Below are 19693 nucleotides of genomic sequence, written 5' to 3' on the forward strand. Positions count from 1 at the left end.
GCTTTTCACTGGAATCTATTGGGACCGATGATTTTCAGAAGTCCGGAACGGGGTAAAGCCGGCCGTTTTTTCCCGAAACGGCACGCAGCCTCTAGTCGTTCTTGGGGCGGTCGGCCTGTGGAACGTACTCGGGCAGCTTCTTTTCGGCGAACAACGGCTCGAAGCGAGTGAGGCGGTGCCGCCCGTCGATCACCGGCAGCGATATCATTTCGTTGCCGATCAGCGGGCGCGCGTAGCGAATGAAATCATCCGTCACGTCGTAACCGTTGGGAGCGATCCAGGCATCGGGGAACGTTCGTTCGCTATTGGCCACTTCGGGCAAGGGAACTTTGTCGTATCGCACGTTGTAGACGGGCCCCGGTTCACGCAAGATGGTTGCCATATACCCGGATTCACCGGCGGCCGCCAAGACGGCCGCTTTTTGGCCCACGCGATAGGCTTCGTCGAGGTCGACCGGTGATGCGTAGGCCATGCTGTGGCGTTGGTCGGTACCCGGCACATTGCCGCGAGCGGCTCCCTTGGTGGCCAATCCGACCTGGTTGAGATAATTCACGACCACTTGGCACACGCTCATCTTGCTCGATCCGAACGCGACGTGGTTGAATGCGTCGCGGACCTCGCCGAGATCCCCTACCTTGAAACCTTCGCTGATCACGACGATACACCGTCCCGATTTGCGAAGCTGATCGTTGACGTTGTCGGCCAGTTGTTCCAACGGGCAGGATCGCTCGGCCAGATAAATCTGAAGCGGCATTTCGCGGTTCGGATCGGCCAATCGGGCGGCTGCCGGGATGAATCCGATCCGCCGTCCCATCGCTTGAATGACCAACACGGGATCGGCGGGACAAGACCCGTTGTTCTCTTCGTTCGCGTATTGGATCATGTGCGTCCAATACTTGGCAACCGACCCGTAGCCCGGCGTATGGTCGATCAGCTTGAACTCGGCATCGCCGACGTCGTTGTCGATGGTTTTCGGGACGCCGACGGCCACCAAGTCGAGTCCGCGTTCGGCCGCCAAGTTGGCGATCTTGTTGGCGGTATCCATTGAATCGTTACCGCCGATGTACAGGAAATATCCGACGTCATGCGTTTTGAAGACCTCGATGACGCGCTCGAAATCTTCGGTTTGGTGTTCCCGCAACTTGTAGCGGCACGTCCCGATGGAACCGGCGACGGGCGTGTACCGGAGAAGGGAAACCTCTTCCGGAGACTGGGAAGAAAGATTGAGAAGCTCTTCTTTGAGGACGCCTTCGATTCCGTGGTAGGCGCCGTATACCGTTCCGATGGCATCGAGGTCGCGACACGCCTCGATGATCCCCTGGAGGCTGCTGTTGATGACGCAGGTTGGACCGCCGCTTTGGGCGACGACGAGATTTTTCTTCCCGCTCATGCTCGATTCAGCTCCTTGGAGGTTGAGGAAGTGTTGTTTCGAGATACGACGGAATGCCTGGTAGACCTTCGCTGCGGTTTCCGAAGGTCGGCGCGCAGGCAACTTGTCGGTTCGACGGCACAAAAAGCGAGTCGTAATGCAAGCCGGCCGTTCAACGCGCACGTATCGACAGCCGAAAGACGTGATCGGCGGAGCACCGTCCCTGGGGCCGGAGAACGACCGTTCCAGCAATCGAGAATCCGATTCTAGATGATTCGGCGTCCGGGAACAATCAACAGAAAACCAATTGGTCTCTTGATTGGCAAATATCGGAAAGAATAGGTGTTTGCAGTTGTCTCGGTATTGCCAGGATGTCGACAAACGCCCGTCGACGGCGCGTTCGACGAGAATAGAGAAAAGGATGGTGATAAAATATCAAATCGGGAAACACGACGCTACGTTCGCCGCCCAAAGTCGCCTCTTTTAGGGGGCTTCGGTGCTGAACGCCTACTTGTCGCCGACCCGTCCTGCCGTGCCGATTAGGCGGATCATTGCCCGCTTGGCGCCTACCGCGTTACCGCGTTTGGCCTCGTCGGCCACGCGATGTGCCAGCAAGGTCAACATGGGGTGGTGTCCGTGTTCCAGCGTGTAACGGGCCGTCTTGTCGCCAAGTTCCGCCAACGAGACGAGATCGTCTTCGCAGGTGGCCGCAATCATTGCGTCGAGCTTGCTGTCGAGGCTTTCGGCAATTTGCTCGACCTTTTCGAGATTGGCGGCCATACGCTGGGCTGCATCGGAAAATCGTCGCGCGTCGATGGACATGAAATCGGCTCCTTGCGGAGGATGAACAGGGAGGATACTTGGGGAAGGCACAATCGCGGCAGGAATACGCGTCGGTTTCTTCTCAGCCAAACATAGCCCCTGAGAGTCTCCAAGCAAATCGGTGGAGAGGCTTTCCGGCGTTCCACTAGCGTAGCTTGTATTGATTTTGAGGAAGGTAATGATTTGTGCGCCGGTTGGGTTCGGCCGTGGCGTTGACGGGCGACTTGAAAGAGGGATGTTGCACGATCGCGTGCCAGGGGAATATGGCATTCTGCCGCCAATCTGGTGGTACGCGTGACAACGATCGAAAAATATAATTCATCAGTTTTTCGTGCGTCTTCATTGGGAACTGCTGCTGGACGCCGTGTAAAAGTGATCTTTCGCGAAAGCAAGAAAGGGTGATGACGGACGAAGTGTTGTCGTAGGAGTTCAAAGGCTCAAGGGGCGACCGCACGATGTCGGAGAACCGAGATGGATGGAAAGAATCCCGCGAAATGGCTTCGCCCCGGGCGCGAGACCGGCCCCCCGTCGCAGTACGATGGCGGTCTCGATCGCGCAGCCGTGTTTCTTCAGCGACTTCACACAGAACTGGAAGTAGCTGCTCGTATCCATCAGAGTCTGTTGCCCAGCTCGGTTGAGCATCCCGACATCGAAGTGGATGTGCGCTATCAGCCGTTGGATCAAATCGGTGGCGACTATTGCCAAATTCGGTTTTCGGATCGCGACACGTGCTACCTGACGATCAGCGATGTTTGCGGCCACGGGTTCGGGGCCGCCCTGTTAGCGACACGGATTAGCAGCGAGGTCCGCCACGGTATCTTGTACGGCTTGGCACCATCGGTCATCGTTTCATCGTTGATGGAGTTCTTTTATGAATTCGTGCCCGATTGCGGCTTGTTTTTTAGTTTTTTCATCACGCGTATCGACTTGGCGGACAAGCAATTGACGTGGTGCGGCGCGGGGCATCCGCCTGGAATGCTGTTGAAACGCGAGGGACGCGACGGCCTTTTCCTGAACAGTCAAAACCCCCTGGTCGGGATCGGAGTCGGCAATAGTAAGGAGCCGTGTTCCGACCAGGTTTCCATTCGGCCCGGCGATCGACTCGTGTTATATACCGACGGGTTGACGGAAGCGCCGAATCGCCAAGGGCGGCCGATCGGTACGCGACACTTGATGGGTATTTGTTTGTCGGCGTTCGACTTGGAAGTGCCCGATGCCTCGGCGCGAATTTTTTCGGAAGTGTCTCAGTTTGAAAGCGGTCGCGCAACCGACGACCGAACATTGATCGTCGCGCAATTCCGTTGATTCAAGGGTAACGTGTCGCGATTCCCTCGCTTGTCGTTTCGGCGGTGGTCGAAATTGACGGTAAAGGTGCCAGATACGGGCGAATCCGCTCCAAGGTCCGAGGCCCGATACCTTTTACCCGCGTGAGGTCTTCCAGACGCCGATACGGTCCATCTTGCTCGCGCGATATCACGATTCGCTTGGCCAGCGTTTCTCCGAGTCCGGGAAGTTGTGCCAGTTCGGGCCAGTCGGCCTCGTTGATGTCGACCTGAAACTCGTACGATAGTTCCGCGGCGGTTTCGAACTCGATTGTTTCACGACTGCCCAGATTGGCCCAGGCATACCAAAGCATTCCGGCGACCAGCCAAATCACCGTCAAGACGGCGATTGAGGGTTGGTCGACGAACTCCCATAGAAGCGCCTTCTCCGGTTCGCGAGGTTCCGGTTTGGTGTCGGGAGAAGCTTGGTCTGCCATCGGTTGCCCCAATAAGAATCGTCCGGCGGAAATGGACGATGTCGATCTCGAGATCGACAACATATCGGATTGTTTGCCCAATGACCAGACCTCGTCCGAGCGGGCGCATCGATTGCCTTGCGGGCGATGCGGGCAGGGGTACAATGCACGGAGAATTCGGGGATCGTATCGAGATGCCTGCGAGGGGAGATCGTGAAAAAAGAGTTTCGACAAATTGAATGGAGCCGCGAGGTCGAATCGGAAGCCGACCGCATCATTGCGTGGGCTTTCGAAGAGGATTGGGGGACGGCCGGCGACATTACCTCGCGGGCGTTGTTGCCCGACGACCTGACCGGAGCAGCCGACCTGGTTCCTCGAAGCGACGGCATTGCCGCCGGGATGCCGTTGGTGTCCGACGTGCTCCGGCATGGCGATCCCGAGTTGCAATGGACGGCGTTCGTTCGGGATGGGCAGCCCGTCAGGGCGGGACAGCCGATCGGCCGGATCGAGGGCAACGTGCGGGCGCTGCTGGCGGTCGAGCGCGTGTTGTTGAATCTGTTGGGACGCCTGTTCGGCATTGCGACCACCACGCGGCGCTTTGTCGACGCCGTAGCCGGGACCCGCGCCCGAATCTACGATACGCGCAAGACGACGCCGGGTTGGCGACGTTTGGAAAAGTACGCCGTGCGCTGCGGCGGCGGTTTCAATCATCGCCTCAATCTCGAGGCTGCCGTCCTGATTAAAGACAATCATCGAGCCGCCGGGGCAAGGCTATGGAGACTTCCGCCTTCCGCGGTACCGAAAGAAGCCGTGGCTAGAACCAGAAGCTATCTGGAAAAACGTTTGTCGGCCCAAGAGCTCGAGGATTTGATCATCGAAATCGAAGTCGATGATCTCGATCAACTGGCAAACGCGTTGCAGGCTGCCCCGGACGTCGTGTTGTTGGACAACATGAGCTGCGACGCGCTTGCCGAGGCGGTCGCGTTGCGCGATCGGACGGCGCCCCATGTCGAGTTGGAGGCTTCCGGTGGAGTGCGGCTCGAGACCGTGCGCGAGATCGCCCAAACCGGTGTCGAGCGGATCAGCGTGGGGGCGTTGACGCACTCGGCGACTTGTTTCGATTTGGGCCTCGATTGGGCTTGACGGTGCCGCGCTGGACCGATGGAAGCGGCCGTGCAGCCCGAACGGCTACAGCGTTCCCTTCGTGCTGGGAACGTCCTTGATGCGTCCGTCGGGTTCGAGTGCCATGCGAACGGCGCGTGCCGTCGCTTTGAACACGGCCTCGGCGATGTGATGACCGTTTTCTCCGTGGTGAACGATCACATGCAGATTTGCCGCGGCTTTGTTTGTGAACGCCTGCCAAAATTCGCGAACGAGTTCGGTGTCGAATTGCCCGATTTTCGGTGAGGGAAATCGAGCTTGAAAAACCAGATGCGGTCGTCCCCCGAAATCCACGGCCGCGGTGGCCAGCGTTTCGTCCATCGGCAGTGTGAAATGCCCGTACCGGCGAATGCCGCTTTTGTCTCCTAACGCCCGGTCAAACGCAGTTCCCAAAACGATGCCGACGTCTTCCACCGTGTGGTGCTGATCGATATGTAGGTCGCCGTCGGCTCGAATCTCGAGATCGACCGCCGCATGCTTGGCGAACAGTGTCAACATATGATCGAAAAAACCGACCCCGGTGGCGATGCGGCTGCGTCCGTTGCCGTCGAGATCGAGTAAAACTTCGATGGAGGTTTCCGAGGTTCGTCGTTGAATCTGGGCGGTTCGAGGCATAGAGGTGCCTTTTCGATCGTTCGCTGGATTTGCCGAGCGACGGAAAGCGCCGAGCGATTGAGCGTGCGCCGCTTCACGTCGATGAAGCCAAGATGTCTTCGAGTTCGCTGAGCAACGTGTCGATTTCGTCGTCGGTCCCCACGGTGATTCGCAATCCGTCGCCGTAACCTTCGTAATTCATGTATCGGACAAGGATCCGGCGGCGTTTCAATTCCTCGTAGATCGGCTGTACAGGCCGATCATTCCGAGTGGCCCACACAAAATTCGCGTGAGAGTCGGTCAAAGTGAAGCCGAGTGCCGTCAAGGCGACGCTGAGTTTCTTGCGGGTTGCAAGGATTTTACGGCGATTGTCGGCCAGCCAGCGTTGATCTTCGATGGCTGCCGCGGCTCCGGCAATCGACAGGGCGTCACAGTTGTACGAATCCTTCACTTTGCGCAGTTGCTCGATGACGTGCGGTTGAGCCACGAGGAAGCCGAACCGCAGCCCCGCCAAGGCGTACGACTTACTTAACGTCCGCGAGACGAGGATTTTTTCGTTTCTCGCGACCAAATCGAGACAGTTCGTGTCCGCGAAGTCGACATACGCTTCGTCGACCAGCAAGGGACAAGGGAGTCTATCGGCCAGCGCGAGGATTTCTTCCGGAGGAATCAGCGTGCCCGTCGGACTATTCGGGTTGGGAAGATAGACCAGACGAAGACGCTCGGTGTCGTCGAAGAGCGAATCGTCCAATCGCCAGTCGGCTGTGAAAGGAACCTCCTCGCTTCGAGCCGATTGAAGCTCGGCTAGAACCGAATACAGCACATAACTGGGACGCGGATAGCGGACGACATCGCCCGCTTCGACGAATGCGCGAGTGACGATCGTAAGGATGTCGTCGCTGCCGTTGCCCGCCAGAATCCAATCGGGATCGACGCCGAGAACCTTCGACGCTGCAATCCGAAAAGGCGTAGCCAAAGCATCCGGATACTTCTGAAGTCCCCCTTCGAGAACCGCCCGAATGGCTTCGAATACCTTCGGCGAGGCAGGATACGGGTTTTCGTTCGTATTCAGCTTGATGTACCGGCCGTCTTGAGGTTGTTCACCCGGTGTGTAGCCGGCCATCGAAAGGATCGTCTTGCGGAAGTTCATGGAGTTTTCCAACGTGCCCCATCCCGGAACGAGCAGTGTCATCAAATCAGGCGTTTTTCTGCGGGCATCGAACTTCAACGCTGGCGCGATGCGCGGTCAATCCCTCGCGCGTGGCCAGCAGGCAAATGTCGTCGGCCAGCGATGCCAGGCCTTCGGCCTCGCAATGAATCACGCTGGTCGGTTTGAGGAAGTCGTTCGCCGAAAGTGCGCCGGCGAATCGGGCCGTACCGCTTGTCGGTAACACGTGCGACGGCCCGGCCGCGTAGTCGCCGACGGCGACCGGCGTATAGTTGCCGAGGAATATCGCTCCGGCGTTGCGAATCGATTCGGCCATCGCCTCGGCGTTTTCCGTCACGATGTGCAAGTGCTCAGGCGCTACCAAATCGGTAATACGGCAGGCTTCCTCAGGAGATTGCACGAGGATGACGGCGCCGAATTCTTCGAGGCAAGCGCGAGCGAGATCGCCCCGCTCGAGTCCTGGAATCGCTTCGGCCAAGCAGTCTAACACCGACCGGAGAACGTCTTCCTCCCATCCGATCAAGACACTTGCCCCAGGGGAATGTTCGGCCTGAGCAAGAAGATCGTAAGCGGTAAACTTCGGATCGGCCGTGTGATCGACAATGACGACGACTTCGCTCGGTCCTGCGATCGAGTCGATATCGACCTCCCCGAAAACGTGCTTCTTTGCCAAGGCAACGAACAGATTCCCGGGGCCGACGATCTTGTCGACCCGTTCGATCCCTTCGACACCGTAGGCCAAAGCGGCTACCGCCTGCGCGCCGCCCATCGCGTACAGTTCCCGAATCCCCAATTCCCAACAAACGGCCTGAATGTCGGGGTTCAATGCCCCAAATTCGGTGGGCGGGGCGACGACGACCACCTCCTCCACGCCCGCCACTTGGGCCGGGACGACCGTCATGAGTACCGTCGACGGATACGCTGCGGCGCCTCCGGGCACGCAACAACCGACGCGTCGCATCGGGCGATATCGCTCGACGAGGTAGCTGCCGGCACGTTCCAAGCGGACATCCTTGTGTAAGATTGCCGTTTGGAATTCCCGAATATTGTCCCGGATTCGACGGACGGTGTGGAGAAGTTCCGGAGGACAGGCCGCGTGAGCCGCCTCCATCGCCTCCGGCGCGATGCGGATCGTTTGCGGCGTTGCTTCGAACTTGTCGATGGCTCGTGAATAGTGTTCGAGTGCGGTCCATCCGCGTTCGGCGATATCGTTGCAAATCCTTTTCACCACGTCGTTTGGGGAAAGGGCTTCGCCGAAGATTTCGATCGTGCGGCGTCTTCCCGACTCGCTGACGACATCCCCGCGAGGGCTCAGTTTTTCGCGCAAAGCGGACAGCCCGGCCGCAAAATCGTCACGGCTGCTGTCGAACCATTGAATGTTTAGTGCGTTTGTCATTGATCTGGTGTTTGCTGGGCGAAGTGGGCGCTCTCAACGCGACGAAAAGCGAGAGTACGTGTGTAATTCCCTCTCATTGTGATCTAGCCGTCGGTTACGGAAAAGCCCCAAGAGCGGTCACAGCTTCGGAACCCTTTCAAAGCGAGAAACGTCTTACCAGGGAGGTTCGTCGATTTCAAAACGGCAATCGAGCGGCAGGTGCACGATCGGCAACCACATTGGGATTTCCCATTGCTGTGTACTACATTTGTGGGAGGATGGGGGGAACGGAGACGCTCGGTGATCGAGGGCGTTGCCTGCTTGTGAGTCGGACGGACTTGCCGTGGAGTCGGCAAAACTCGAACAGATGGATGGCGTTTCATGGGCCGACCGTTATTTGTCATCACGTGCACGACCTGCCAAGCGAAGCTTCAGGTCCGGGATCCGTCGGTGATCGGGGCGATCGTGGCATGTCCCAAGTGTGAAAGCATGGTCCAAGTGACGCCGCCACCGGGTTGGGAAATACCCAGCGAACCGGAAGCTTCGGCAACACCCGAGCAAGCTTTGCCGCGAACGGGGGGCGATGCTGCTTCCTCCCAACCGCAGGAAATTCGCGCACAGGTTGATCCGGAGCGGGCGGAAAAGTCTTCTGCGAATCGCTGCGACCCTTCGCCTGTCGGGGCTGCGGCGGTCGGGGGTACGGCGGCCGACATCGTTCAGCGGCAATCCGAACCGCCCGCGGAAACGGGTAAGGATTTGAGCCTCGCTGCTGGTGAATCGAGCGAAACACATGCCGCCGATTCTTCAGCCGCGGACGTACCGGACTATGTCTCACCGATCGAGGCGGCCGCACGTCGTTGGTTGTACCTTGTCGGAGGTGGGGCGGCCGTGTTGGTGGTCGGAATCGCCGTTTGGTTTGCGTTGCCTCGCCGGATTCCGACGCCTACCTCCAAGCCGGAAACGGTTCCTGCGCCCTCCGAATCTCCGCAGGCGGTAAGCAGTGAAAAAGCGACGGTCGAGGAACCGGCTCTGGTTGAAGCGGAAACAGCCGAGTATGTGCGTTGGATACCACAAGACTCGGTGTTTGTGATGCACGGGCGGTTGGTCGATTGGCCTCGTGTTTTCGAGCTGATCGAATTTCCCCACAGTGAATTCGCCGAACTATGGCCCGACTTGCTCGGTACGCTTCGGATCGGTCCGGACGCCGTCGAGTATGTGACCTTCGCTTGCGTCGATGCGGCCCATCCGGCGGAATCTTGTGTGGCCGTGCTGGAACTGAGGGAAGGGCACGACGCGAACGCACTTGCCGTAGAAGGCGAAGCGGTTCCCTTTTCGGTGGACGGGAAACCGGTGCGACGATTCGCGAGTACGAAGTGGTCGCACCCTGTTGTCGTCGTCGATTCGCGGATACTGGTGACCGGGCGTGACGACTTGTTGCGTCGCCTGCCGCGCATGCCGGAGTTGAAAGATGACGGTGATTCGCCGGCGTGGGCACCGGGACGGTTGCCGCCGTCGAGCGGGGAGCGGCTATTCGCGGTGGACTTGGAGGCGATGCGAAAGGCCGGTCGACGCTTGCCCGACTGGTGGGCGGATGTCGATCCCGATTCCGCCGAGGCGTGGCACACGGTCTGGGCGGTCGGACGCTGGTTCGTGGCGGCAACCGCGCTAGACGAGGAGGCACTTGCGCTTCTTTTCCGCTGCGAGACCCCGGAAGAGGCAAAACGGGTGTACGACGCTCTCCAGCAGATGTCGGCACGCGTGTTGCCGCTGTTGGATCGTCAAGAACAGCTCTTGCAAGAGCGGTTGAAGGCGGGAAGTTTGCCCGCCGATGCGGCCTCGGTCGTCGATCTCGTGTTGACGAACCTGCGCGAGGGGCTGAACAAAGCCAAGTGCGAACAAATCGACGCCGACGTATGGTACCGCTTACCGCGCGAGCTGATCGAAGACGAAAAGATGACGGTGCTCGAAGCGGCGCTGCCGGTCTTCAGCGAACATCGAGCTGCAGCGGGATATACGCTGGATTGCCGCCGACATGAAGCGTTGGGCGGATCGTGTGCCGCCTATCTGAAAGCCGAGAAAGCGTTTCCCCCCGCTGCCGTCGGAGGCGGGCTCGTCCCTCCGCAAACGCGATTGAGTTGGCTTGCCTTGATGTTGCCCTACATGGGGCATCTGGACTGGTCGGAGCAGTTACAACCCGGGTATTCGTGGAACAGTGTGCAAAATCGACCGATCGCTCGTCGCGAGCTGCCCGAGGTGATCAATCCGGTTTTCGGGCGAACGACGGCTCTGCCCCCCTACCCCGACACACACTACGTGGGCGTGACGGGCGTCGGCGAGGGGGCCGGCATGCTGCCTGCCGATGATCCGAAGGCGGGCGTCTTTTCGTTTGTTCGCCGGACGCGATTGGAGGATATCGGCGACGGTGCCAGCAACACCATTGCCGTGCTGGGGGCGGCGGCGAATCGCGGACCGTGGGCTTCGGGGGGGACGGCGACCGCACGATCGCTGACCAAACCGCCTTACGTCGATGGTCCCGACGGCTTCGGAAGTGGGCAGCCGGGAGGCATGCTCGCGTTGATGGCGGATGGATCGGTACGGTTTGTTCGCCGAGATGTGGATGATCGTGTCCTCGAACAATTGGCGACGATCAACGGGGGCGAATCGGCGACTGTCGATGTGCTCATTCCCGCGCAGGATTATCGTCCATTCGATATGCCGAAAGAAGAGGAAAAACCACCGAAGCCAGGCGACGTCGAATCGGCGACGCCTTCCGGGGCCCCAAATGTTCAACCGGGAGAAGTCGTTGAATTGCCGGCAATCGACGTTGCTGCGCGCTTGTCGTTGTCGGCGGCGAAATTGCAATCGGGAAACGCGACGTTGGGCGAGTTCATCGGTGTCCTCTCTCGGCTGACCGGCGTACCGATTTCGCTTGACTTGGACGCCCTGGAGGCTGTGGGCGAATCGGCCGGTAGCGTGCCTGATATCGTTCTGCAAGAGACGGATGTTGCATCGGCCCTCGACGCCTTGGCGGAGACGCTGGGATTGGAGGTTCGTGCCGATGATTATGGGGTCCGTCTTACCTTGCCGGACGAGCGACGGCGGGTGATTGAAATCGAGTACGGGGCGGATCGTCTGCCGGGCAAGTCGGCAACCGAATGGCAAGCGGCGGCAAAGATCGCCCAAGAAATGGTGGCTCCATCAACTTGGGCCGATGTGGGGGGCGATGGAACGATTCGCGTCGCGGGTGACGGATGGATCGTCAACCAGACGCCCCTCGTTCATGCGCGATTGAGTCGCTTCTTGGAGGAGTGGAACCGGCTTCGGAGGATGGCGGCAGCCGGGCCCGTGGCTTGGCGAGACGTGCGCCGCATCAACCCGTGGTTGGCGGTGGACGAATCGCTGAACACCCCCGTTACAATTCTTCGGTACGAGATGGTTCCGTGCGAGCGTATCTTGGCCGACATCAATGCAGAAACCGACCTGACGGTCGTCGCCGATTGGTACAACTTGAGAGCGGTCGGCGTTCGACCGAATCGGTTGATGACCTTCGCGATGCAGAAACAGCCGCTGGGCGCAGTGCTGGAGCAGTTCGCGATACAACTCGAGGGGCGTCTGCGGGCAGTCGACGATCGCACGATCGAGATCACGTTACCGTCGATTGCCGATCGGGATGTGTGGGCGTGGTTCCCGGTAGACGAGTTCTTGGCTGCCGGTTGGACGGTAGGCCGCATTCGGGAAGCGATTGTGACGAACCATGCCCCCGAGTCTTGGGAAAATCGGAATAGCGAGGCCGCGATTGCTTATGACGAAGATGCGCGGACGTTCGTCGTGCGACACAAGCCGACGGTGATTCGCCAAATTGTCCAATGGGGCGACAAAGAGCTTGGATTACCTGAGCAGGCCGTACCCCCGGAAAGCGAGGCTCCTTCCGACTCGCGTTGACACGGTAACAGTTGACACGGTAACAGCGGTAAGGATTCTCCCAATTTTCACAGAACGCGCTTGTCTCGAACGGCACTTTACGCAAAAATAACAGTAGATATCCGAAACGAGTTGGCACTTGCCGACCGATGGAACAAGTAGCGAGGAATGTTTTGACTCTTTGGGGACTCAGCATCGAATACCGATGAACGGCACGTTTTTCGGCTACTTCTGGTTTTATTTTAGCCCGCCGGGTTGCGGGGCCGGAGGTGGTCTGTAGATCGAGCCGTTCCAACGATCGACAAGACAAACAAGCCCCGACAACCCACCGTGGGATGTCGGGGTTTTTTCGTGGTTCCGTACCGTTCGAGACAGCAATGAAGACTCCAAGGGAACCGTAACGCCGGACCCCGATCGAGAACCTTTCAGGAGACTTTTACCATGATTGTCGTGATGCGACACGACGCAACCAAGGAACAAATCGAACACATGATTCGCCGCGTCGAGCAATTGGGATTGACTGCTCATCCCATTTACGGCGAGGAGCGAACGGTGATTGCGGCCGTCGGTAACAAGCGGGACGAGCATCGGGCCTCGCTGGAAAGCGGCCCCGGCGTCGCCGAAGTCATACCGATTTTGGCGCCGTACAAGGTGGCCAGCATAGAAGTGAAGAAAGAGCGGACGATCGTCCAGGTAGGCGGGTTCGTCGCGGGAAATTCGCACTTGGGAGTGATTGCCGGTCCGTGCTCGGTGGAAAACGAGGAGCAGACGCTGGCCACGGCGAGGGCGGTGAAGGCGGCGGGAGCGACCGCGCTTCGCGGCGGCGCTTTCAAGCCGCGCACGAGTCCGTACAGCTTCCAGGGGCTCAAAGAGGAAGGATTGAAAATTCTGGCTGCGGCCCGCGCCGAAACCGGGTTACCGATCGTCACCGAGGTCATCACGCCGGCCGATGTCCCCTTGGTCGCTCGATATGCGGATGTGCTCCAGATCGGCGCGCGGAACATGCAGAATTACCGGCTGCTTGAAGCCGTGGGCGTCGCCGGAAAACCTGTTCTCTTGAAACGGGGACCGGCGGCCACGCCGGACGAATTGTTGCTGGCTGCCGAGTACATTCTCAATTCGGGAAACCAGCAGGTCATGCTCTGCGAACGCGGCGTGAGAACGTTCGAATCGCATACCCGATTCACCCTTTCGCTTGCGACGGTGGCTTGGCTGCACGAACGAACGCATCTGCCGGTCATCGTCGATCCCAGCCATGGAACCGGTCACGCCTCGTTGGTGCCGCGAATGGCCGCCGCCGGGGTGGCCGCGGGGGCCGACGGATTGATGATCGAGGTTCATCCGCAGCCGGAAACGGCACTGTCGGACGGCTTCCAGTCCCTCACGTTCCAGCAATTCGAAGAAACCATGGAACTGGTGCGTCGCGTGGCCGACGCGGTGGGGAAGACATTGGAACCCGCCGATTCTCCCGTAACGGCCGCGCACTGACGACTGCGTGGGCAAAGAAAGACGGCCGCTCTTGCACTGCCGTAGCGGGCAGTAAGGACGGCCGCGGGTGATTGGACGCTGATTTAAGATAGGGCGCTCTCGTGAATCGATTCGGCCGGGTCACCTCACGGTCGTGTACGCCCTGCCTCCGTGTCTTGTTGTAGTTTTTCCCCGAGCGAGCGAGTCAGTTCTTCGTACTTTTCGGCAAGGTTCGTTCGCTCGCCGATGTCTTCTGCGAGGTTGTATAGTTGAGGTTGCGGATCGTTACCCAACTCGATGTTCGTGTTGGTGTTCATTTTCGGACCGTTCGACGGGCGAATGTACTTCCACGGTCCTTTGCGTAAGGCGAGGGTCTTGGCTTGCTCGACAAGGTATTCACGTCCCTTCGGCGATTGCCCCAGCAATGCCGGTAGGACATTGAAACTATCGGGTGCCGCGTCGTCGGGAAGCGGACGATCGAGCAGATCGGCGAACGAAGCCAGAAAATCGACGTGACACACCAAGGCATCGGTTTCGCCGGGGTTTACGATTCCCGGCCAGCGGACGATCATCGGTACCCGCGTGCCTGCTTCGAAGATGCTGTACTTGCCGCCCCGCAATGGGCCGCCGGGCGTGTGGCCGTTCAAGTTCTCGACAGAGCCGTCGGCGTATCCGTCGTCGACGACCGGTCCATTGTCACTGGAGAAGATCAGCAACGTGTGGTCGGCCAGCCCGAGGCGATCCAACGTGTCCATGATTTGGCCCACGGACCAATCGAATTCGACGATCGCGTCGCCCCGCAGTCCGCAGCCACTCTTTCCGCGAAATCGCGGATGGGGACATCGCGGCACGTGAATGTCGTGGGTGGCGAAGTACAGGAAGAAGGGCCTGTCCTTGTTTTCTTCAATAAATCGAACCGCCTTGGCGGTGATCGTGTCGGCTATTTCTTCATCGACCCAGCGGGCCGCGTGTCCCCCGCTCATATATCCGATGCGACTGATGCCGTTGACGATCGTGTTGTTGTGACCATGGCTGAACGGATACTTGAGCAATTCGGGGTGTTCGGCTCCCGTGGGATCGTCTCCGATCGGTTTGCCGTAGCTTACTTGGATCGGATCGTTCGGGTCGAGTCCGACCACGTGATGGTTTTCGACATACACGCACGGGACTCGGTCGCCCGTGGCAGGAATCAGAAAGGCGTAATCGAACCCGATTTCCAGCGGGCCGGGAGCAATCTTGCCGTTCCAATCGAGGTTGCCGCTCCCAAGGCCTAAGTGCCACTTGCCGACGACGCCCGTGCGATATCCGGCCTCGTGAAACAATGAGGCCAAAGTCGTTCGTCCCGGCTCGATGATGAGAGCCGCAGCTCCCGACAGAACACCGGTGCCCTTTCGCCGAAACGCGTATTCGCCGGTCAAGAGTGCGTATCGTGAGGGAGTGCACGTGGCCGCCGGCGCATGGGCGTCGCGGAAAAGCAATCCTTGCGACGCGAGTCGGTCCAAGTTGGGGGTCGGAACGTTGGTGGCGCCGTAGCAGCCGATGTCACCATAGCCGAGATCATCGGCGTAGATGATGACCACGTTCGGTTTTTGGCCCCCCTGCCCTTGGTTCGCAAACATGCAAACCGCGATGGCTGCCGCGAAAAGAACGACAGGCAGTCGGACCGTGAAACGTCGAAGTGTGCTCATGATCGGAACATCCTGCGTTGGAAAAACGTGTTGTAGCGGGTGTCACGAGGGCGTTTGCCGAGCAACACCGCCGTTGCGAAGACTTTCTTGGAATCCCGATTCGGCAGGTCGTTTTTGCTTTGTTGTACTCGCTTTTTGTATGTTTGCAAGGCGTTCGCGCGCACGATCGGAATCGACGCGGAAAAACGAAAGGGGAAGTTTCTTCGATTCGCATCGAGAAGCCCGCGTTGGTATTCTGAAGTGCCGCCATGATAGAGGAAATCTGGAACGCGGCCGGGGACCTTTCAAGATTCATAGAACGCGAGCGACATGCCTCAGAAAGCTGACGTGCTGTCGTTTCGCCAAGGACTCTCGTTTGGGAATAATCTAGCAGGACGGCGGACGACGAAGATGAGTCATTCCAGACGCAGCGTCTTGCGAGCGGGTTTGGGCGGGGCGATTTCGATCGTCGGTATCGGGGAGGGCCGAGCTTCTGTTACGTCGTCGCTCGATGAATTGGGCGATATCGTCAAAAGCACGCGGCGACAATACGCCCTTCCGGCGATGGGGGCAGCTCTCGTTCTGGACGGGAAACCGGTAGGCACGGCGGTCTCCGGTGTGCGCAAGTGGGGATCGCAAGAGCCGGTAGCGGTGAGTGATCCGTTTCATCTCGGATCGTGCACGAAAGCGATGACGGCGACGATGCTGGCTGTACTCGTGCACGAAGCGAAGTTGCGTCCGCGCGACACGCTCGGGGAGTTGTTGGGTCACGTCTTGCCATCGCTGCACGACGACTACCGCCCGGTGACGATTTCCGACTTGTTGACGCACCGAGGTGGTTGTCCCAAGGATACCCTTTCCGGTTTTTCGTTGGGGGATGTGCATCGGTTTGCCGGCCCGACGTCCCACCAACGACTCGAGTTGGCTCGTCGCGTACTGACACGTCCGGCGCCGTATTCGCGAGGCACGTTTCATTATTCGAATTGCGGGTACGCCTTGGCGGCGACTTGCGCCGAGCAAGTAACCGGCCGGAGTTGGGAGCAGTTGATGCGGGAGATCGTGTTCGAGCCGTTGGGAATGAATTCCGCCGGGTTCGGGCCGATGGGCACACGCGGTCGTATTGATGCCCCCTGGCAGCATCGGTGGGGGGACGGAAAGCTCATCCCGGTCGAGCCGGACCGCCGGCATGACAACCCGCCCGCCATGTGGCCCGCCGGCGGTGTGCATGTGAACCTGTGTGATTGGGCGAAGTTCGTCCATTTTCATATGACCGACGGGAAAACTCCGACGTGGCCGACGGTCGACTCGTACCATGGGGAATTGGAGGGGCAAGGGCCTCACGTGAAAGCGGCGAAAACCGCCACGGTGCTCGACTTGACGGATCCGGAGGTTCGCTCGCTTCATACGCCGCCTGCGGGCACCGATTATGCTTGGGGATGGCAGATCGTTCGGCGTCTGTGGGCCAAAGGCCCCGTACTTACGCATGCCGGTACCAACACCATGAATTACGCTGTCGTGTGGTGTTCTCCGGCAGATGCCTTTTTCGTGCTGGTCGTAACGAACTGCGGCGGCGATGTTGCCGCGAGGGCTTGTGATACCGTCGCCGCCGATACGATTCGAACGTTTCTGAAATGAACCTTGAGGGTGACATGGTTTCAGCTTGTGAGGCGAAATGCGGAAGCCGCACGATGGATTATCCCAAGGAGCGGAGACAAATGATCGGAGGCACCTTTGCCAAGTGCGTATTGTGGGCGTCCTTTGTGACAGTGATCTTTTCCGGCATTTCGAACGTCCGGGCGCAAGGATCGAGGGCCGACTACGAGCGGGCCGCAGCTTACGCTTCGAAGGTGCGCAACACCGTGTTTCGTGCCGACATTGCGCCGCATTGGTCCGCGGAAGATCGAGGATTGTGGTACCGGGTCCAAACCGGTCCCGATGCTTGGGAGTTCGTATTCGTCGATTGCGAACTTGGAGTGCGGAAACCTGCATTCGATCACCGGTATGTGGCTGAAGCCTTGTCGAAGGCCGTCGGAAAGCCCGTGGCGCCTCAGCGATTGCCGTTGGAAATAGTCGATGTGGCAGACGGGGGCAATGTCGTCATCGTGCGATCGTTTGCGCGTCTATGGCGAGTTTACAACGACCCGCCGGAGTTCGCCCCTCTGGGGGCAGAGGATGATGCGACGGACGTTTCGGGCGACGACGGGATGCGAGGTGTCCGACTACTGCGTCGGTGGAAAGACGCCGGGCCGCGCGGCGTCGAAACGTCGATCGTTTTTGAGAACGCGATGGATCGCAAACTGCAACTGTATTGGCTGAGCAGCGAACGCGAGAGGAAGTTGTATCGGGAGTTGAAGCCGGGCGAAAAACACCGACAGCATACCTTCGCCGGTCACGTGTGGTTGGTTACGGACGAATCCGACCGGCCTGTTGTGATGCTTACCGGCACCTGGCAACCGGGCTTCGTTCGAATCGCAGCCGAGCAGGATGTCGATTGGCCGCCGCGAGATCGGAATGATCGGCCGTCGGGTACGTCCCCCGACGGGAAATATCGTGCGTTCATCCGAGACGATAACGTATGGATTCGAACAGATGCGGGAGAGACCTTTGCCCTTTCGGACGACGGGACACGCGAGGATCCATACGTGGGGCGTTTTTCGTGGTCGCCCGATTCGCGAAAACTTGTCGTGGTCAAAGAGAAGCCGGAACAAAAACACCCGGTGTACCTAATCGAGTCCAGCCCGAAAGATCAAGTGCAACCGAAATTGCACGAACTCCAATACTTGAAGCCGGGAGATCGAATCGCACAACCTCGTCCGAAAGTCTTCAACGTGCCGGATCGGCGGAAAGTTTTCGACGACGACACGCGAACACCGAACCCGTGGTCGGTCTCCCGACTTCATTGGTCCCCCGATTCGCGAACGTTCTACTTTCTCTATAACGAACGCGGACACCAACGATTGCAATTGATCGCCGTCGATGCCGAGACAGGTAACTCTCGCGTAGTCGTCGACGAACGATCGAAAACGTTCATCGATTACGCCTATAAGGAGTTCACGCACTACCTCGACGACTTAAACGAAATTCTGTGGATGAGCGAACGCGATGGTTGGAATCACCTGTACAGGATCGACGCTCGAACCGGACGCGTGCTCAACTCGTTGGGAAGCGGCCATTGGGTCGTTCGCAAGGTGGAACGGGTCGATGAAGAGAAACGGCAGGTGTGGTTTGCCGCAGGTGGCGTTTGGCCCGAACAGGATCCGTATTATTTGCATCTTTGTCGGGTCGATTTCGACGGAACGGGATTTGTGAGATTGACCGAAGGAGACGGTACGCACGAGTGGACTTTCTCACCGACGGGCAAATACTTCATCGACCGGTGGTCGCGAGTCGATTGTCCGCCGGTCCACGAACTGCGCCGAAGCGACGACGGATCGTTGGTGTGCGTCCTCGAGCGAGCCGATTGGTCCAGGCTGCTGAAGACCGGGTGGCGCCCTCCGGAACGTTTTGTTGCCAAGGGTCGCGATGGGAAGACGGATATCTACGGGATTATCGTTCGGCCTACCAATTTCCATTCGGACCGAAAATACCCGGTTATCGAGAAGATTTACGCCGGCCCGCAAAGTGCCTACGTTCCGAAGCAATTCGGGTTTCACAACGATCTTTACGAAATGGCGGAACTCGGCTTCATCCTCGTTCAAATCGACGGAATGGGGACGTCGCATCGGTCGAAGGCGTTTCACGACGTTTGTTGGAAAAACTTGGGGGATGCAGGTTTTCCCGACCGGATCCCGTGGATCAAGAAAGCGGCCGAAAGCCATCCGGAAATGGACCTTACGCGGGTGGGGATTTATGGCGGCTCGGCAGGTGGACAAAACGCTCTGCGGGCGCTATTGGTTCACGGCGACTTCTACAAGGTGGCCGTGGCCGACTGCGGCTGTCACGATAATCGTATGGACAAGATCTGGTGGAACGAGCTTTGGATGGGATGGCCCGTCGGACCGCATTATGCCGAGCAGTCGAACGTCACACAAGCGCATCGTCTGACGGGAAAGCTCTTGCTGATCGTCGGTGAGCTGGATCGCAATGTCGATCCGGCATCCACCATGCAGGTCGTCAATGCCTTGATCGAGGCCGACAAAGATTTCGATTTGCTCGTGATTCCCGGTGCCGGCCATGGAGCCGCGGGAACGCCGTACGGGCGGCGTCGACTGCGGGATTTCTTCGTGCGACACTTGTTGGGGGTTGAGCCTCGCTGGGAAGAAATGCCTCGAGAGAACGCCATGTGAGTCGGCCGCCGCGGTCATGCCTTGGTAATGACGCCGAAACCGCTCGACTTTCGCCGCTTGGGCTAACCATAATGTGTACCGCCGCTTTCATGACGTCGGCGTGTCTCATCACATGCGGCGCAAAA

13 protein-coding genes are annotated in these 19693 nt (G+C 59.0%); 6 read left to right on the forward strand and 7 right to left on the reverse strand.

What is annotated here, in order from left to right:
* Nucleotides 1-91: 91 nt before the first annotated feature.
* Nucleotides 92-1390 carry a diphosphate--fructose-6-phosphate 1-phosphotransferase gene (locus ACYQ2I_RS09360; protein ID WP_460166747.1) on the reverse strand — a complete coding sequence of 433 codons (1299 nt, stop codon included), beginning with the start codon at nt 1388-1390 and terminating at the stop codon, nt 92-94.
* Between the two features lie 486 nt (nt 1391-1876).
* Nucleotides 1877-2191 (reverse strand): hypothetical protein, encoded by a 315-nt coding sequence (locus tag ACYQ2I_RS09365; RefSeq protein ID WP_460166748.1) that lies wholly within the window; start codon nt 2189-2191, stop codon nt 1877-1879.
* 471 nt (nt 2192-2662) lie between these two features.
* On the opposite strand from ACYQ2I_RS09365, the gene ACYQ2I_RS09370 reads away from it, so the two are divergent.
* The gene (locus ACYQ2I_RS09370) at nt 2663-3496 is read left to right on the forward strand and encodes a PP2C family protein-serine/threonine phosphatase (RefSeq protein WP_460166749.1); all 834 of its coding nucleotides are present in this window, start codon (nt 2663-2665) and stop codon (nt 3494-3496) included.
* Between the two features lies 1 nt (nt 3497).
* Here the strand turns inward: ACYQ2I_RS09370 and ACYQ2I_RS09375 are convergent, their stop codons facing one another.
* Nucleotides 3498-3950 carry a ComEA family DNA-binding protein gene (locus tag ACYQ2I_RS09375; protein WP_460166750.1) on the reverse strand — a complete coding sequence of 151 codons (453 nt, stop codon included), beginning with the start codon at nt 3948-3950 and terminating at the stop codon, nt 3498-3500.
* 192 nt (nt 3951-4142) lie between these two features.
* On the opposite strand from ACYQ2I_RS09375, the gene nadC reads away from it, so the two are divergent.
* On the forward strand, nt 4143-5072 hold the full coding sequence (nadC, locus tag ACYQ2I_RS09380; protein ID WP_460166751.1) for a carboxylating nicotinate-nucleotide diphosphorylase: 930 nt from the start codon (nt 4143-4145) through the stop codon (nt 5070-5072).
* 45 nt (nt 5073-5117) lie between these two features.
* Here the strand turns inward: nadC and hisB are convergent, their stop codons facing one another.
* The 3 genes from hisB to hisD form a co-directional block, all read right to left on the reverse strand.
* Nucleotides 5118-5705: an imidazoleglycerol-phosphate dehydratase HisB gene (hisB, locus tag ACYQ2I_RS09385; protein ID WP_460166752.1), complete on the reverse strand. Its 588-nt coding sequence runs from the start codon at nt 5703-5705 to the stop codon at nt 5118-5120.
* A gap of 73 nt (nt 5706-5778) precedes the next feature.
* Nucleotides 5779-6834, reverse strand: coding sequence for a histidinol-phosphate transaminase (gene hisC / locus ACYQ2I_RS09390; RefSeq protein WP_460168410.1), 1056 nt, complete (start codon nt 6832-6834; stop codon nt 5779-5781).
* A gap of 46 nt (nt 6835-6880) precedes the next feature.
* The gene (hisD, locus tag ACYQ2I_RS09395; RefSeq protein WP_460166753.1) at nt 6881-8248 is read right to left on the reverse strand and encodes a histidinol dehydrogenase; all 1368 of its coding nucleotides are present in this window, start codon (nt 8246-8248) and stop codon (nt 6881-6883) included.
* Nucleotides 8249-8608: 360 nt separating this feature from the next.
* Here hisD and ACYQ2I_RS09400 point away from each other — a divergent pair, with 360 nt between their 5' ends.
* A complete protein-coding gene (locus tag ACYQ2I_RS09400; RefSeq protein WP_460166754.1) occupies nt 8609-12169 on the forward strand; it encodes a DUF1559 family PulG-like putative transporter in 3561 nt (1186 codons plus the stop codon).
* A 420-nt stretch (nt 12170-12589) separates the two neighbouring features.
* Nucleotides 12590-13636 (forward strand): 3-deoxy-7-phosphoheptulonate synthase, encoded by a 1047-nt coding sequence (aroF, locus tag ACYQ2I_RS09405; protein WP_460166755.1) that lies wholly within the window; start codon nt 12590-12592, stop codon nt 13634-13636.
* A 125-nt stretch (nt 13637-13761) separates the two neighbouring features.
* Here aroF and ACYQ2I_RS09410 read toward each other — a convergent pair whose 3' ends face one another.
* Nucleotides 13762-15303: a sulfatase family protein gene (locus tag ACYQ2I_RS09410; RefSeq protein ID WP_460166756.1), complete on the reverse strand. Its 1542-nt coding sequence runs from the start codon at nt 15301-15303 to the stop codon at nt 13762-13764.
* Between the two features lie 390 nt (nt 15304-15693).
* Between ACYQ2I_RS09410 and ACYQ2I_RS09415 the strand changes: the two genes are divergently transcribed.
* Both ACYQ2I_RS09415 and ACYQ2I_RS09420 read left to right on the forward strand, forming a co-directional pair.
* A complete protein-coding gene (locus ACYQ2I_RS09415; RefSeq protein ID WP_460166757.1) occupies nt 15694-16917 on the forward strand; it encodes a serine hydrolase domain-containing protein in 1224 nt (407 codons plus the stop codon).
* An 80-nt stretch (nt 16918-16997) separates the two neighbouring features.
* The gene (locus tag ACYQ2I_RS09420) at nt 16998-19568 is read left to right on the forward strand and encodes a prolyl oligopeptidase family serine peptidase (RefSeq protein ID WP_460166758.1); all 2571 of its coding nucleotides are present in this window, start codon (nt 16998-17000) and stop codon (nt 19566-19568) included.
* The last annotated feature ends 125 nt before the right edge of the window (nt 19569-19693 follow it).

The sequence above is a fragment of the Thermostilla marina genome (assembly GCF_054657455.1).

Excerpts from the sequence above, each read along its gene's own strand:
- ACYQ2I_RS09410 (WP_460166756.1), bottom strand. The coding sequence starts at position 15,303 with ATGAGCACACTTCGACGTTTCACGGTCCGACTGCCTGTCGTTCTTTTC.
- ACYQ2I_RS09370 (WP_460166749.1), top strand. The coding sequence starts at position 2,663 with ATGGATGGAAAGAATCCCGCGAAATGGCTTCGCCCCGGGCGCGAGACC.
- ACYQ2I_RS09360 (WP_460166747.1), bottom strand. The coding sequence starts at position 1,390 with ATGAGCGGGAAGAAAAATCTCGTCGTCGCCCAAAGCGGCGGTCCAACC.
- aroF (WP_460166755.1), top strand. The coding sequence starts at position 12,590 with ATGATTGTCGTGATGCGACACGACGCAACCAAGGAACAAATCGAACAC.
- ACYQ2I_RS09415 (WP_460166757.1), top strand. The coding sequence starts at position 15,694 with ATGAGTCATTCCAGACGCAGCGTCTTGCGAGCGGGTTTGGGCGGGGCG.
- hisB (WP_460166752.1), bottom strand. The coding sequence starts at position 5,705 with ATGCCTCGAACCGCCCAGATTCAACGACGAACCTCGGAAACCTCCATC.
- hisD (WP_460166753.1), bottom strand. The coding sequence starts at position 8,248 with ATGACAAACGCACTAAACATTCAATGGTTCGACAGCAGCCGTGACGAT.
- ACYQ2I_RS09365 (WP_460166748.1), bottom strand. The coding sequence starts at position 2,191 with ATGTCCATCGACGCGCGACGATTTTCCGATGCAGCCCAGCGTATGGCC.
- ACYQ2I_RS09420 (WP_460166758.1), top strand. The coding sequence starts at position 16,998 with ATGATCGGAGGCACCTTTGCCAAGTGCGTATTGTGGGCGTCCTTTGTG.
- hisC (WP_460168410.1), bottom strand. The coding sequence starts at position 6,834 with ATGAACTTCCGCAAGACGATCCTTTCGATGGCCGGCTACACACCGGGT.
- ACYQ2I_RS09375 (WP_460166750.1), bottom strand. The coding sequence starts at position 3,950 with ATGGCAGACCAAGCTTCTCCCGACACCAAACCGGAACCTCGCGAACCG.
- ACYQ2I_RS09400 (WP_460166754.1), top strand. The coding sequence starts at position 8,609 with ATGGGCCGACCGTTATTTGTCATCACGTGCACGACCTGCCAAGCGAAG.